Annotated in this window: 12 protein-coding genes; 5 read left to right on the top strand and 7 right to left on the bottom strand. The window is 67.0% G+C overall.

Going from position 1 to position 13,485, the window contains the following annotated elements; genetic code table 11:
- Positions 1 to 98 precede the first annotated feature (98 nt).
- Positions 99 to 3,047 (top strand): L-glutamate gamma-semialdehyde dehydrogenase, encoded by a 2,949-nt coding sequence (locus HUU99_RS08400; protein WP_174286130.1) that lies wholly within the window; start codon positions 99 to 101, stop codon positions 3,045 to 3,047.
- A gap of 168 nt (positions 3,048 to 3,215) precedes the next feature.
- Here HUU99_RS08400 and HUU99_RS08405 read toward each other — a convergent pair whose 3' ends face one another.
- On the bottom strand, positions 3,216 to 4,484 hold the full coding sequence (locus tag HUU99_RS08405; RefSeq protein ID WP_174286131.1) for a mechanosensitive ion channel family protein: 1,269 nt from the start codon (positions 4,482 to 4,484) through the stop codon (positions 3,216 to 3,218).
- Positions 4,485 to 4,497: 13 nt separating this feature from the next.
- A complete protein-coding gene (locus tag HUU99_RS08410; protein ID WP_174286132.1) occupies positions 4,498 to 5,499 on the bottom strand; it encodes a DNA topoisomerase IB in 1,002 nt (333 codons plus the stop codon).
- A gap of 104 nt (positions 5,500 to 5,603) precedes the next feature.
- Between HUU99_RS08410 and HUU99_RS08415 the strand changes: the two genes are divergently transcribed.
- Positions 5,604 to 6,155 carry a type 1 glutamine amidotransferase domain-containing protein gene (locus HUU99_RS08415; RefSeq protein ID WP_174286133.1) on the top strand — a complete coding sequence of 184 codons (552 nt, stop codon included), beginning with the start codon at positions 5,604 to 5,606 and terminating at the stop codon, positions 6,153 to 6,155.
- 27 nt (positions 6,156 to 6,182) lie between these two features.
- On the opposite strand, the gene HUU99_RS08420 is transcribed toward HUU99_RS08415, so the two are convergent.
- Genes HUU99_RS08420 through HUU99_RS08430 form a run of 3 tightly spaced genes read right to left on the bottom strand, consistent with a single transcriptional unit; the run spans position 6,183 to position 8,738 of the window.
- Complete coding sequence (locus HUU99_RS08420) at positions 6,183 to 7,241, bottom strand: acyltransferase family protein (RefSeq protein WP_174286134.1); 1,059 nt, start codon at positions 7,239 to 7,241, stop codon at positions 6,183 to 6,185.
- A complete protein-coding gene (locus HUU99_RS08425; protein WP_174286135.1) occupies positions 7,238 to 8,590 on the bottom strand; it encodes a putative O-glycosylation ligase, exosortase A system-associated in 1,353 nt (450 codons plus the stop codon). The genes HUU99_RS08420 and HUU99_RS08425 overlap by 4 nt, the downstream gene beginning before the upstream one ends.
- Positions 8,583 to 8,738 (bottom strand): hypothetical protein, encoded by a 156-nt coding sequence (locus tag HUU99_RS08430; RefSeq protein WP_174286136.1) that lies wholly within the window; start codon positions 8,736 to 8,738, stop codon positions 8,583 to 8,585. Before HUU99_RS08430 ends, HUU99_RS08425 begins: the two co-directional genes overlap by 8 nt.
- A 94-nt stretch (positions 8,739 to 8,832) precedes the next feature.
- Between HUU99_RS08430 and HUU99_RS08435 the strand changes: the two genes are divergently transcribed.
- The 3 genes from HUU99_RS08435 to HUU99_RS08445 all read left to right on the top strand — a co-directional run bounded on the left by HUU99_RS08435 (position 8,833) and on the right by HUU99_RS08445 (position 12,397).
- Positions 8,833 to 10,071: a TIGR04063 family PEP-CTERM/XrtA system glycosyltransferase gene (locus HUU99_RS08435; protein ID WP_174286137.1), complete on the top strand. Its 1,239-nt coding sequence runs from the start codon at positions 8,833 to 8,835 to the stop codon at positions 10,069 to 10,071.
- A complete protein-coding gene (locus HUU99_RS08440; RefSeq protein ID WP_174286138.1) occupies positions 10,041 to 10,748 on the top strand; it encodes a hypothetical protein in 708 nt (235 codons plus the stop codon). The genes HUU99_RS08435 and HUU99_RS08440 overlap by 31 nt, the downstream gene beginning before the upstream one ends.
- An 83-nt stretch (positions 10,749 to 10,831) precedes the next feature.
- On the top strand, positions 10,832 to 12,397 hold the full coding sequence (locus HUU99_RS08445) for a spinster family MFS transporter (RefSeq protein WP_174286139.1): 1,566 nt from the start codon (positions 10,832 to 10,834) through the stop codon (positions 12,395 to 12,397).
- 1 nt (position 12,398) lies between these two features.
- Here HUU99_RS08445 and HUU99_RS08450 read toward each other — a convergent pair whose 3' ends face one another.
- Both HUU99_RS08450 and thpR read right to left on the bottom strand, forming a co-directional pair.
- On the bottom strand, positions 12,399 to 12,935 hold the full coding sequence (locus HUU99_RS08450; protein ID WP_174286140.1) for a superoxide dismutase family protein: 537 nt from the start codon (positions 12,933 to 12,935) through the stop codon (positions 12,399 to 12,401).
- Positions 12,936 to 12,951: 16 nt separating this feature from the next.
- Positions 12,952 to 13,458 (bottom strand): RNA 2',3'-cyclic phosphodiesterase, encoded by a 507-nt coding sequence (thpR, locus tag HUU99_RS08455; RefSeq protein ID WP_174286141.1) that lies wholly within the window; start codon positions 13,456 to 13,458, stop codon positions 12,952 to 12,954.
- Positions 13,459 to 13,485 lie beyond the last annotated feature (27 nt).

The following is a 13,485-nucleotide window of genomic DNA, read 5'->3' on the forward strand; positions in this document are numbered from 1 at the left end:
CGGGCATTCTCTAGGCGCGGGCCGACCGGTTCTGCAAGCCTCAGCTGACCGAAGGTTCGATCATGTCCTACGCCGCAACGTCAGACGCCCGCAAATCCATGGCAAAATTGCACCGCGCCGCCGAACCCGATGTTCTAAAACCGCTATTGGCGCGGGCCGCGCTAACGCCCGATTCGCGCGATCGGGTCATCGGCCATGCGTCGGGGCTGCTCGCCGACCTGCGCGCGGCGCAGTCGCGGGGGTGGGTGAACCAGTTCCTGCAGGAATACCGGCTGAATTCGTCGGAGGGCGTCGCGCTGCTGTCGCTGGCGGAGGCGTTCCTGCGCGTGCCCGATCCGGAAACCGCGGACCTGCTGATCGCCGACAAGCTGGGCGATGCGAACTGGCGTGCGCATACGGGCGAGTCGTCGTCGAAGCTGGTCAATGTCGCGACCTGGGGGCTGGTCGTCGGGCGCGCGCTGGTGGGGGAGGGTGAGCAGGGACCGCTACGCCGTCTGATCGGCCGTGCGGGCGAACCGTTCGTCCGGCAGGCGGTGGGTGCCGCCATGAAGATGATGGGCGAGATTTTCGTCATGGGCCGTACCATCGACGAGGCGATGCGGCGGATGGCGCGCCCGGAGAACCAGGGCTTCACCGCCAGTTTCGACATGCTCGGCGAGGCGGCGCGGACCTTCGTCGACGCGGACCGCTACTTCCAATCCTATGTCGGCGCGATCGATGCGGTGGGCAGCGATCCGGCGGCAGGGCATTCGGTATCGGTGAAGCTGTCCGCGCTCCACCCGCGCTACGAGGTCGCGCGGTGGAGCGAATGCGTCCCCGCGCTGACCGACATGCTGGTCGCGCTGGCCGAACAGGCCGCGGCGAAGGGGATTGCGCTGACCGTCGACGCCGAGGAGTCCGAGCGGCTTGAGATGAGCCTGGACATCATCGGCTCGGTCGCCGCGTTGCCCGGCCTCAAGGGCTGGGACGGGTTCGGCATGGCGGTGCAGGCCTATGGCAAGCGTGCGCGGCCGGTGATCGCCTGGGCGAACGGGCTGGGCCGGCTGATGAACGTGCGCTTGGTGAAGGGGGCCTATTGGGACAGCGAGATCAAGCGGACTCAGGTCGAGGGGCTGGCGGACTATCCGCTGTTTACGCGCAAGGCGGCGACCGACGTGTCCTATCTCGCGGTCGCGCGCGACATGCTGGACGCGGAGCATATTCGGCCGGCCTTCGCCAGCCACAACGCGCTGACCGTCGCGACGATCATCGAATGGGCGGGCAACAGCCGCGACTTCGAGTTCCAGCGGCTGCACGGGATGGGCGACGGCCTGTACGAGCGGCTGGTGCGCGAGAACGGCTATCATTGCCGGGTCTATGCGCCGGTCGGCGGGCACCGCGACCTGCTGGCCTATCTCGTCCGGCGGTTGCTGGAGAACGGCGCGAATTCCAGCTTCGTGCACCAGCTGGCGGATGCGCGATTGAGCGAGGCGGACATTCTGGCGGATCCGGTGGCGAAGGTCGCCGCGGTGGGCGGGGCGCGGCATCCGTCTATTCCGCGACCGGTCGACTTGTTCGGGGCAGGGGGGCATCGGAATTCGAGCGGGTTGGACTTGAGCGATGGGGAGACGTTGGCGGCGGCGGTGGAAGCGGTGAATGCTCCCCTCCCGCTCTCGCCGTTCTCCCGCCTTCGCGGGGGAAGGGCAGAAGCCAGCGCCGCCATCACCCGCGCGCACGCCGCCTTCCCCGCCTGGTCCGCCACGCCCGTCGAAACCCGCGCCGCATGTCTCGACCGTCTCGCCGACCTGCTGGAGTCGAACCGCGACGAGCTGATGGCGATCTGCGTGCAGGAGGCGTTCAAGACCATCCCCGACGCGATCGGCGAAGTCCGCGAAGCCGCCGACTTCTGCCGCTACTATGCGAAGGAGGCGCGCGCCAACCTGCATCCGGTCGAACTCCCCGGGCCGACCGGCGAACGCAACACGCTGCATCTCGAAGGGCGCGGCGTTTGGGCGACGATTTCGCCCTGGAACTTTCCGCTCGCGATCTTTCTGGGTCAAACCGTCGCCGCGCTCGTCGCCGGCAATACCGTCGTCGCAAAGCCGGCACCGCAGACCCCGGCGATCGCCGCCCGGGCGGTGGCACTGGCGCACGACGCGGGTGTGCCCAAGGATGCGCTGATCCTGGTCCCCGGCGGTCCCGACGTCGGCGCAGCACTGACCGGCGATCCGCGGATCATGGGTGTGGCCTTCACCGGATCGACCGCGACCGCGCGCAGGATCGCCCGATCGCTGCTGGAAGACGATGATCGCCCGATCGTCCCGCTGATCGCGGAGACGGGGGGCATCAACGCGATGATCGTCGATTCGACCGCATTGCCCGAACAAGTCGTGGCGGATGTCGTCGCATCGTCCTTCCGTTCGGCGGGGCAGCGGTGTTCCGCGCTTCGTCTGTTGCTGGTGCAGGAGGATGTCGCAGACACCGTCATCGAGATGCTGTCGGGTGCGATCGATACGCTGACGATCGGTGCGCCGGGTGATCCGGCCACCGATGTCGGCCCGGTGATCGACCAGCCTGCGTACGACCGGCTGATGACGTACCGGGCGAGCGTGCAAGCGCAGTGGGTCAAGACGCTCGACGCGCCGGCGGACGGGCTGTTCGTCCCGCCGACGCTGATCCGCTTGAACGCGATCGAGGATCTTCGTCAGGAATGGTTCGGGCCGCTGCTGCATGTCGCGACGTGGAACGCGGGGACGCTGTCCGAGACGATCGCGCGCGTCAACGCGAAGGGCTACGGGCTGACGATGGGCCTCCACAGCCGTATCGCGCGCGCCGCCGAAGTGGCGGAGAGCAAGGCGGCGGTCGGTAATCTGTACGTCAACCGGTCGATGATCGGCGCGGTGGTGGGGTCGCAGCCTTTCGGCGGCGAGGGGCTTTCGGGGACCGGGCCGAAGGCGGGCGGGCCGCATTACCTGTACCGCTTCGTGACCGAGCGGGCGGTGTCGGTCGATACGACGTCGGCGGGTGGGAATGCGACGCTGCTTTCGCTGGACGAGGGTGGGATTTAGCCGATCGAAACCCGGCATTGACGTTCGACCGCTCCACAAATCGTCATCCCGGGCTTGTCCCGGGATCCAGGGTTACAAGCGCCGCGCTCCGCGGCTCTGGATTCCGGGACAAGCCCGGGATGACGGCGACTTGCGCCCGATGCGAATTTGCGCATGCCGAACCGCCGCCTATTCAAGATTGCTCGTCCCTTCGCCCGCATCCTGGTCGACCGCCGACCGGTCGGTCGATACCGGCAGCGGCGTGCCGCGTCGCGGGGCTTTGGCGACCGCTTCGCTCAGCGTCTCCAGCGAGGCGTAGGGCATGATGAGGCCACCGTCCGGGCGCGCGGTAAAGCCGGTCTGGGTCGGATAGGCGAGTTCGATCCCCTCTTCGTTCAATCGCCGCACCAGCGCCACGCCGACCTCATGACGCAGGTCGTAATATTGCTGATACGCCGCGCTCGACGAATCGAACTCGACGCCGAAATCATAGCTCGATTCGCCGAACGCCGCGAAACCGGCACGGACGAACTTGCCCCCGGTCGCCTCGACGACCTCCTTCACCAATGCGGGTAGCCCTTCCATGACGTCGACGGGGGTCCATTGGACGAGCCCCAGCGTGAAGGTTATCCGACGATAATCGCGCCGCGTGTTGTTCAGGATTTCCTTGTCGAGCAGATGCTTGTTCGAGATGATCCGTTCCTCGCCCGTCGGCGCGCGGATCCGGGTGGACTTGATCCCGATCGCCTCGACCGTGCCCGACGACTTGTCGTAGGTGATGGCGTCTCCCCGCCCGAATGGCCGGTCGAAGATGATGGCGATCGCCGCGAACAGGTCGGCGAATATGCCCTGCGCGGCGAGGCCGATCGCGATGCCGCCGACCCCAAGACCGGCGACGAGGCCAGTGACGTTGACGCCAAGATTGTCGAGCACGACGATCAGCGCGATCGCGAACAGCACGAACGTGACGAGGATTCGGATCAGCCCCAACGCGTTCAGCAGCGCCTCGCCCGAATAATGTTCGGAGCTCGTGCGATGCTCGATCGCGCCCAGGATGATCTCGCGCGCCCAGATCGCCGCCTGGAAGACCGATGCGATGGTCCACAGGAAATTGATCGTATGCGCTATTTCCGTCGGTGCGTCCGCATAGCCGGAGACGAGCTTCGCCGCGATCATGACGATGAAGAAATTGTTGGTCCGCATCAGCGCGCGGCCGAACACCGTGCCCCATCCGGCAAGCCGCTGGTCGTGCCGACACAGCCGCTCGCCCAGCCCCCTCAGCGCGCCAAGCGCGAAGACGATGACGGTGCCGACCGCGACCGCGATCAGGATTTGCAGCCAATGCACCTGAAACCACTCGACCGCCGAGGTGACGAGGTCTTCCGCCTGCGCTCGCAGATCGGCGGCGCTCAAATGGTGACCGGTAGCAGCTGCTTTCGCAGGGGCGGTGTTTGGCATGGACGTCTCTGGATCAGGCGGCCGATTCGAGCGCGGGCCGGCCGCGTTCGAGAAAGGCGATGAGGCCGCGTTCGGTACGGCTCAGGTACCGCGCGGCGCGCGGCAGGCGAAGCGCCTTGCGAAAGGCGGTCTGCCCCTCTTTCACGAGGTCGATGAGCGTGGGATGAACATAGGATTTGCGCGCGATCGCCGCGGTGTTCCCCAGCTTGAGCGTGACGGGTTCGAGCAACGTCTTGAGGCTGAGGTCGCGTTCGGACGAAGCCAGCGCCTCGAACGCGGTGACGCTGGCGGCCCAGGTGCGGAAATGCTTGGCGGTGAACGCCTCGCCCGTCGCTTCGCGGATATACGCGTTCACGTCGGACGAGGTGACGGGGTGCGCTTCGCCCGCATCGTCGAGCCAGCCGAACAAATGCTGTTCGGGCAAGTCCTGGCATTTTCGCGCGAACCGCACGAGCGCCTTGTCGGTCATCTTCAGCGTGCACAATTTGCCCGATTTGGCTTTGAACTGCAGCGTCAGCGCCTTGCCCTTCAATGCGGCATGACGCTTGCGAAGCGTCGTTGCGCCGAAGCTCTCGTTGGCCTGCGCATAGGCTTCGTTGCCGACGCGGATATGACCTTCGTCGAGCAGCCTGATGACGCCCGCCACGGCGCGTTCCCGCGTCAGGCCGCGCTTGGCCAGGTCAAGTTCGACGCGCTTTCGCAGACGGGGCAGCGCATGCCCGAACTCGACGCATCGTTCGTATTTCGATGCCTCCTGCGCGGCGCGGAAATCGGCATGATACCGGTATTGCTTGCGGCCCTTCTCGTCCCAGCCGATCGCCTGGATATGTCCGTTCGCGTTCGCGCAGAACCAGGCATTGCGGTAAGCAGGCGGCAAGCCGATGGCGTTCAGCCGGTCGATCTCTTCGCGATCGGTGATCCGTTCGCCCGTCGGGGACCAATAGCTCCAGCCGTTTCGAACCTTCTTCCGGGTGATCCCGGGTTGCTGGTCGTCCGCGTAGACGATGCGCGCCATCGATGCTCCTTCGTAACGACTGGGGAAATGCGCGCGTCGTCGCTTCGTTCCGGAACGGCGACGGCGGCGGGGGGTTCGTAGCGGGCAATCAAGGAGTGCACCGCATGCCCGACCTTTCCAAAGCCCGCATCCTCATGCTCGCGACCGACGGGTTCGAGAATGACGAATTGTTCAAGCCGCGCCAGGCGCTGATCGACGCCGGCGCGACCGTAACCCTCGCGTCGCCTAAAACCGATCCGATCCAGGGCGAAAAAGCGGGTGAGAAGGCCGACACGATCACGCCCGACATGACGCTGGATGAGGTCGATACCGACGATTACGACGCGATCGTCCTGCCGGGCGGCGTCGGCAATCCGGACAAGCTGCGCATGGAGGAACGCGCGATCGAGATCATCCAGGATTTCGCCGAGGACGAGAAGATCATTGCCGCGATCTGCCATGCGCCGTGGCTGCTGATCGAGGCCGATGTCGTCGATGGTCGGCGGATGACCAGCTGGCCGTCGATCCGCACCGACCTGGAAAATGCCGGTGCCGATGTCGTCGACGAAGCGGTCGTGGTCGACGCCAATTTCATCACCAGCCGCAAGCCCGACGATATCCCCGCATTCAACGACGCGATCATCTTGGCGCTGGTGGAAGAACTGGCGGACGCATAATGCCGTGCGCGCCCTTCCGGCCGATGGTCAGGGCAGGGCGCGTGCCTGTTTCATCGATGGACCGAAACCGTCGATGAACCGCTGCGCCGGCCGTTCGACCCGAACGTGGAGGATCGTCGAGCATAGCAGGACGATACCGATATAGACGGCGATCAGGGCCGGCGGGACGTCATCGACCCGGCGGACGAAGACCAGCTTGAAGACGATCCACAGCGGATAGTGACATAGATAGGTGGCGTAGCTGACCTCGCCGAGGAAATGCATCCCGCGGCCCCCGGGCGCACTGGCCACGACCGCGTGAGCGAGCAGGAAGATCAACAGCGCGAACAGCGCGGGCGCGGCGAGCGTTTCGGGTACGCCGATCGCCCACGAGGCCGCGACGCCGACCGCCGTCACGCCCGCTACGCGCACGCCATCGCTGCGCTGCCAAAGCGCACAGACGATGGTTCCGGTGAGGAACTCGCACAGGCAGCGGACGAGGCCGAACCGCGGGATGTCGAAACTGAGCAGCGGCGACGGCTGGATGACGACGCACAATCCGATCGTCAGAATGCCTGCCAGCGCCAGCAATGCGGTGGTCGACAGTCGTCGCCAGTCGAAGATGATCGCGACCACCGGAAAGACGAGATAGGCACCCAGCTCCGCGCTGATCGACCAGGACGGGATGTTCCATGCCAGCCGGTCTAGGAAACCCCAGTTCTGCAGCAGCAGAACGTGCAGCGGCAGATCGGCGAACGGAAAGGAAACGGGGTCCGCCCGGCCGGTCGCGACGAAGACCAGCGCCAGCGCGACCATCGCCGAGAGCATTACGGCATGCAGCGGCCAGACGCGCGCGATCCGTTTGCGCAGGAACGGCACGAACGCATGCCACCGCTCCCGGTGCAGCCGCTCGCCCCAGCTGAGCCACATCACGAAACCCGAAAGCAGGAAGAAGAAATCGACCGCCAGATACCCCTTGGACAACAGCAATGCGATTGCCGGCGGGAGCCCTGCGATCGACTGGCGGATGTGGAACAGGACGACGAACCATGCCGCGATCCCGCGCGCGCCGGTCAGCGCGCGCAGTTCGCCGACGGGTCGAGTCACGCCGGCACCGGTGTCACGCGCGAGCGCCGGATCGGCCGGGCGCTCGCCTGGCCGCTCTTGCGCGCCAGATAGGTGTCGAGCCCGATCTGCGCGCCGATCAGCATGTAGACAAACGGCTGGAACGCGATCGCGATGAACGCCGCGCCGAGCAGATAGACGAGATGCGCGGTCTGCAATGCCCCCGCCAGCCCGCCTGCCCAGGCGAGATCGCCTGCGCGGTAGCGACGGCGCAGGATTTCCATGCGGATCAGTCCGGTGATGCTGATGATCAGCCAGAGCCCGAGTCCCGGATAGCCTTGTTCGCCGAGCATCTCGAAATAGGCGCTGTGATAGGCGCGCGCCTTGTCGACTTCGACGGTGTTCTGCGCCGATTTCGATGCCGGGCCGCCGTCGCTCTTCACCAGGTCATAGCGGATATGGTTGCCGCGATACGCCTCGAACCCGCCGCCGAACGGATGCGTCTTCGCATAATCCCATGTCCAGCCCCAGACCGCGATCCGGGTGGAGGCGGATTCGTCCGCCTGATAGGATTTGATCGTGTCCATCCGCTGCGTGAACTGCGACGGCAGGAAGGGGACGGCGACGACACCGAGCAATGCGAGCACGGCGACGTAACGCGCCCTTTTCTGCACCGCGCGGATCTGCAGCACCGCCAACAGCAGGATGCAGAGCAGCCCCGTCCGCGTGGAGGTGCCGACCGGGATCAGCAGGCAAGCGAAGACCAGCGCGAGACAGAATGTCTTCGATCGCCAGTCGGGCGGAAAAACGGTGCCGTAGCGCATGAACCAGACGATCACGGGAATGATCGCGATCGCGACGGCGGAGATCGTGCTGCCCTCGTACAGACCGCTATTGTTGTCGACCATCAGGTTCAGCTGCCCATAGCCGCCACCGCCGCTCGCCAGCGTCTTTGCGCCACCCACGATGATGATCGACGCCGCCGACAGGATCATGAACAGCAGCAGCGATTCGATCCGTAGCCTGGTCCGCAGCGTCAGCGGCAGGAACGCCGCGAAGAACAACGCCTTCCAGACCCAGTCCCACGTATCGATCGCGTCCGCGGGGAAATCCGCGCCGAGCGTCGTCAGCCCGCAATAGGCCATCAGGATCAGGATGATCCCCTGACGCGGCGCGACCCGAACATCGGCCTTGTCGTCCGCGATGGCCCAGGCCCCGACCGCCAGCGCGACCGCGATCAACGAGATGGGCACCGTGTTCAGCAGGAAATAGGTCAGCCGCTGCGGCGAGACGATGTCGATATAGACATAGGCAAGCACGAACAGGAACGGCCGACGAAACCCCATCCCGAACAGTGCGACGAGGAACGCTACGAAGGCGAGATCACGCAACCGGCGGCTCCCCGTCTGCGGTACGCTTGCGCGGCGCGCGTTTCGCTTCGACCGGGCCCTCCCTGTCCAGATCGGGACGCTTGAGCAGCAGGAACGCGGCGAGCAGCATCAGCCCGTGCGTCAGGCCGAGCGCCAGATTGTCGATCATCGCCGTGCCTTTCGCCCGCACCTCGAATGTGCCGGTCCTGCCTAACGCGGCCCGGTTGACGGCGCGTTAAGCGCTTTGCGGGCAATAGGATGGGATGCGGATTCTCCACGTCCTCGATCACGGTTTGCCGTTGCAGAGCGGCTACACGTTTCGTACCCGCGCGATCCTGAAGGCGCAGGAGGCGATGGGCTGGCAGGTCGCCGCCGTCACCGGGCCGCGACAAGGGCAATGTGCCGCGGCGATGGAACGTCACGACGGCCTTGTCTTCCACCGGACGGCCACGCGCGGGTTGAACAACGCTTTTGACGAGATGGCCGGGATCGCCGCCTTCGCCAGGCGGATCGCGCAAGCGGTCGACTCGTTCACGCCGGACCTCATCCACGCGCATTCGCCGGTACTGGATGCGATCGCCGCGCTGATCGTCGCCCGCCGCCGCGCCCTGCCGCTCGTCTACGAAATCCGCGCCTTCTGGGAAGATGCCGCGGTCGGCAACGGCACCGGCACGCAAGGGTCGCTGCGCTACCGCGCGACTCGCCTGCTGGAAAGCTGGGCGGTGCGGCGTGCGGATGCGGTCGCGGTGATCTGCGAAGGCTTGCGCGGCGATCTGGTCGCGCGCGGGATCGACCCGGGCAAGATCCTGGTATCGCCGAACGGCGTCGATCTGGGATTGTTCGGCGATCCGCCGCCGCGCGACGATGCGCTGGCGGCATCGCTCGGCCTGGACGGGGCCGACGTCGTCGGGTTCATCGGCAGCTTCTACGATTACGAGGGGCTGGACGACCTGATCGCGGCGATGCCGGCGCTGGTCGCGCGGCGGCCCGCCGCGAAGCTGCTGCTGGTCGGCGGTGGGCCGATGGAGGGGGCGTTGCGTGCGCAGGCGGCGACATCGCCGGTCGCCGGCGCGATCCGCTTCGTCGGTCGCGTACCGCACGACGCGGTCGAACGCTATTACGCGCTCGTCGACATCCTCGCCTATCCGCGCAAACGGATGCGGCTGACCGATCTCGTCACGCCGCTGAAACCGCTGGAGGCGATGGCGCAGGGGCGGCTGGTCGCGGCGTCCGATGTCGGCGGTCACCGCGAGCTGATCCGCGACGGCGATACCGGTACGCTGTTCGCGCCGGACGATCCGCGCGCGATCGCCGATGCGCTGGCCGGTATGTTCGCGGACCGCGGCGGTTGGGACGCGCGACGCGAGCGTGCCCGTCTGTTCGTGGCGAAGGACCGTAACTGGTCGTCAAATATTTCGCGTTATACCCCTGTTTACCAACGGCTCGTGGCGGCCGCGCAGATGGATAGATCATGGTCCCGATTCCCCGCCTTCAAAGCGTGAACCCGCGGATCGCCGCGATCGGCGGCGGCGCTTGTGCGTCGATCGTCATCGCCGCGATCGTGTTGATGCCGTCCCACATGCTGGAAACCCTGGTCTGGACCAGCGGCGTCGCCGCGCTCGTGCCGACCGCGCAACCGCCGTTGGGAATCACGGCCCGTGCGGTCCTTGCGATCGCCGCAGGCGGGCTGACGGGCGCGGTCGCGTGGTCGGTTCTCTATCTGTCGTTCGGGCCCGGCGGTTTTCTCGTGGATACGAAGCGCGGCGAGCGTGCCGTCGACGCGCCCCCCCTCGTGCGTCGCGCGGATGCGCATCCCGACGCACCGCCGCGCCGTCCGATCTGCGCCGCCGATCTCGGCCAGCCGATGATGGATGCGCCCCGCGTCGAACGATCGCTGCCGACCAACCTCGAACAGCCGCTGGCCGCGTTCGATCCTGCCGCGATCCCCGCGGCGCCGCTCGCGCCCGTGCGGCCGGTCGCGCCATTGCCCCGCCCGCAGCCCGACGCCCGGATCGAGACGTTCGAACTGCCTCCCGTTCCGCCGGTCCGTATCGCCGCCGTCCAGCCTCGGCCGTTCGCGCCGGTACACGCTCGTTCCGAACCGGCCACGGCACCTTCGATCGAGGCGTTGCTGCGTCGGCTGGAAACGGGCGCGCGGGCGCGGGAACTGGCGCGGTAGACCGACGAGCCGCTCACCCGTCAAATCTCTTCGCGACCGCGCTTTCCTCTGATAACCGGCAAAAACGGTTGGAGGGAGCGGATATGGACGGGATCGCCGATACGGGCGTGCAGCGCGCGCCGCGTTATGCGTGGTACGTTCTCGCCATCTTGGTCCTGGTCTATGTCCTGAACTTCGTCGACCGGCAGATCATCGCGATCCTGGCGAAGGACATCAAACGCGATCTGGGCGTGGACGATCAATTCATCGGTTTCCTGTTCGGCACCGCGTTCGGCGTGTTCTACGCGGTTTTCGGTATCCCGCTCGGTCGCCTCGCGGATAGTTGGCGGCGGACATGGCTGATGACGCTGGGTCTCGCGGTCTGGTCGGGGATGACCACGCTGTCCGGGTTCGCACGGAGCGGCACGACCCTGGCCATCGCGCGCGTGGGGGTCGGTATCGGCGAGGCGACCGCGAGCCCCGCCGCCTATTCGCTCATCTCCGACTGGTTTCCGAAACGGCTGCGCGCGACCGCGCTCGCGCTCTATTCGTCGGGAATCTACATCGGCGGCGGGGCGTCGCTGTTCATCGGTGGATTGATCGTCAAGCGCTGGGACCTTGCGTATCCCGTCCACGCGCCGCTCGGTCTGCGCGGCTGGCAGGCGGCGTTCATGGCGGTCGGTATTCCGGGTCTGATCGTCGCGCTATGGATTGCGACCTTGCGCGAACCCCGGCGCGGGCAGTCGGAGGGGCTGGCGACCCCACCGCCGCACCCACGCCCCTTCGCCGCGTTCCTGGAAGAACTGGCCGCGACGATTCCGCCATTCACGCTGATCGGCGCGGCGCGGCGGGGCGGCAGGGCATTCCGGACCAACGTCCTGGTCGCGGTGCTGGTCGCATTGGCGGCGTTCGCGGCGATCAGGATCGACGGTAGCAAATCGGTCGCGCAATGGGGTGCGGTCGGCATCGGCGTGTACGCGGTCTTTTCCTGGAGCGCGGCGCTTCGCGAGCGCGATCCGGCGACCTTTGCGCTGACGCTCGGCACACCGGCGTTCGTCGGCATAGTGATCGCCTATGGGCTGAATGCGCTGGTGGCGTATGCGGTCGCCGCATTCGGCGCGACCTATGTCCGCGATACCTTCGCGGTGTCCGCCGAGCAGGCCGGGCTGTGGATCGGCGCGCCCGCCGCGCTGTCGGGCTTTCTGGGGATCACGATCGGCGGGCGTGCGGCGGACTGGCTGCGCCAGCGTCATGCGTCGGGCCGGATCATGGTCGTATTGTTCGGCGGGATGACGCCGCTCGTCCCGGTCCTGCTGGCCTTTCGCGCGAGCAGCGCGACCATGTTCTTCGCGATGCTGCCGATCGCGCAATTGCTCGCCAGCAGTGCGCTCGGTGCGTCCGCGGCGGCGACGCAGGATCTGGTGCTGCCCCGGATGCGCGGCACGGCGACCGCGGTGTTCTTCATCGGCACGACGCTGATCGGCCTCTCGTTCGGACCCTATATGGCCGGTCGTATCTCGGTCGCGACGGGCAGCCTGGCGACCGGCGTGTTGTCGCTGCTGATGACGATGCCGGTCGCACTGGTCGCCGGCATCGTCGCCTATCGCCTGGTCCCGGCCGCCGAGGCGACGCGGGTCGCGCGCGCCCGGGCGTCGGGGGAGCCGGCGTAGATCAGCCCGCGGTAAACACGCCGCACGCGATCCGGCCGCCGCTGTTGCCCGACGGATCGGTCATCAGGTCGTCGGGGCCGGCATGGACCACGATCGATGCGCCGTCCGTGTCCATCAGGGTGGCGACCGTCGCGCCCGGGACGACCAGCGCGACGGTGCCGCGGCCGTCGTTGCCGACGATCAGATTGGGCAGATCGCCCTCGTGCGGCCCTTGCGGGTTCATGCTGCCGTGCTTCGCGCCGGTCGGGTTCCAATGCCCGCCCGCGGTCGTGAAGCCGGGCGCATCGCATAGCCCGACCGTATGGACATGAATGCCGTGCGTCCCCGCGGGCAGGCCGTGGAGTTCGGCGGTGAAGCGCACGCCGCCGGCAACCGTCGTCGCCGTCGCATGGCCGATCTCCGCGCCTGTCGCATCGTGGAGGACGGCATGCGCGCCGGGCCCGTCCGCCATCGGCGCACCCATCCGCATCGACGGGCGGTCGCATCCCGCCAGTCCGGCCACGACCACCGCCAGCATCGCCGTTCGTCCGTAAAGCATATCGTTTCTCCCTTGCTTACTGCGAACCGTCCGGCGTTTCACCGGTTCCCAGCGGCCAGCGCATGACGGGCTCATAGGTCGCGCCATCGCGTCCCAAACGACTTTCGTACAGGATCAGATGCGACGGGACGAACGGCGCGCTGGACAGTGCGGCATGCCGGACGAGCCACGCGCCGACCTGTGCTTCGTCATGGCCTGCACGGGGTAACCGCGCGAGCGTGACGTGCGGGCGATAGGCGCGTCCCTCGGGCGAAAGGCCGACGGCGACACAGGCACGATCGACCTTGCGATGCATCGCGGCCAGCGTTTCCGCGGGTGCGACCGCCGCCCATAATGCATCGGTCCGACCCCGCTTCTCGAAGCGCCCGACGCCGGCGATCGACAGGACAGGCGCGACGGCAAAGATACGGGACAATGCGATCGTCAGGTCGTCGGCGACGGTGGCCGTCACCTCGCCGATAAACCGTAGCGTCAGGTGTAGTTGTTCGTCGTCCTGCCACCGCGCGCCATCGATCCCGCTCATGCCCCCGACATCGTCACGCGGACGGCG

Source organism: Sphingomonas bacterium, assembly GCF_903642285.1.
In the GTDB taxonomy this organism is placed as follows: Bacteria; Pseudomonadota; Alphaproteobacteria; order Sphingomonadales; family Sphingomonadaceae; genus Sphingomonas.

Excerpts from the sequence above, each read along its gene's own strand:
- HUU99_RS08400 (WP_174286130.1), top strand. The coding sequence starts at position 99 with ATGGCAAAATTGCACCGCGCCGCCGAACCCGATGTTCTAAAACCGCTA.
- HUU99_RS08405 (WP_174286131.1), bottom strand. The coding sequence starts at position 4,484 with ATGCCAAACACCGCCCCTGCGAAAGCAGCTGCTACCGGTCACCATTTG.
- HUU99_RS08410 (WP_174286132.1), bottom strand. The coding sequence starts at position 5,499 with ATGGCGCGCATCGTCTACGCGGACGACCAGCAACCCGGGATCACCCGG.
- HUU99_RS08415 (WP_174286133.1), top strand. The coding sequence starts at position 5,604 with ATGCCCGACCTTTCCAAAGCCCGCATCCTCATGCTCGCGACCGACGGG.
- HUU99_RS08430 (WP_174286136.1), bottom strand. The coding sequence starts at position 8,738 with ATGATCGACAATCTGGCGCTCGGCCTGACGCACGGGCTGATGCTGCTC.
- HUU99_RS08435 (WP_174286137.1), top strand. The coding sequence starts at position 8,833 with ATGCGGATTCTCCACGTCCTCGATCACGGTTTGCCGTTGCAGAGCGGC.
- HUU99_RS08440 (WP_174286138.1), top strand. The coding sequence starts at position 10,041 with ATGGTCCCGATTCCCCGCCTTCAAAGCGTGAACCCGCGGATCGCCGCG.
- HUU99_RS08445 (WP_174286139.1), top strand. The coding sequence starts at position 10,832 with ATGGACGGGATCGCCGATACGGGCGTGCAGCGCGCGCCGCGTTATGCG.
- HUU99_RS08450 (WP_174286140.1), bottom strand. The coding sequence starts at position 12,935 with ATGCTTTACGGACGAACGGCGATGCTGGCGGTGGTCGTGGCCGGACTG.
- thpR (WP_174286141.1), bottom strand. The coding sequence starts at position 13,458 with ATGAGCGGGATCGATGGCGCGCGGTGGCAGGACGACGAACAACTACAC.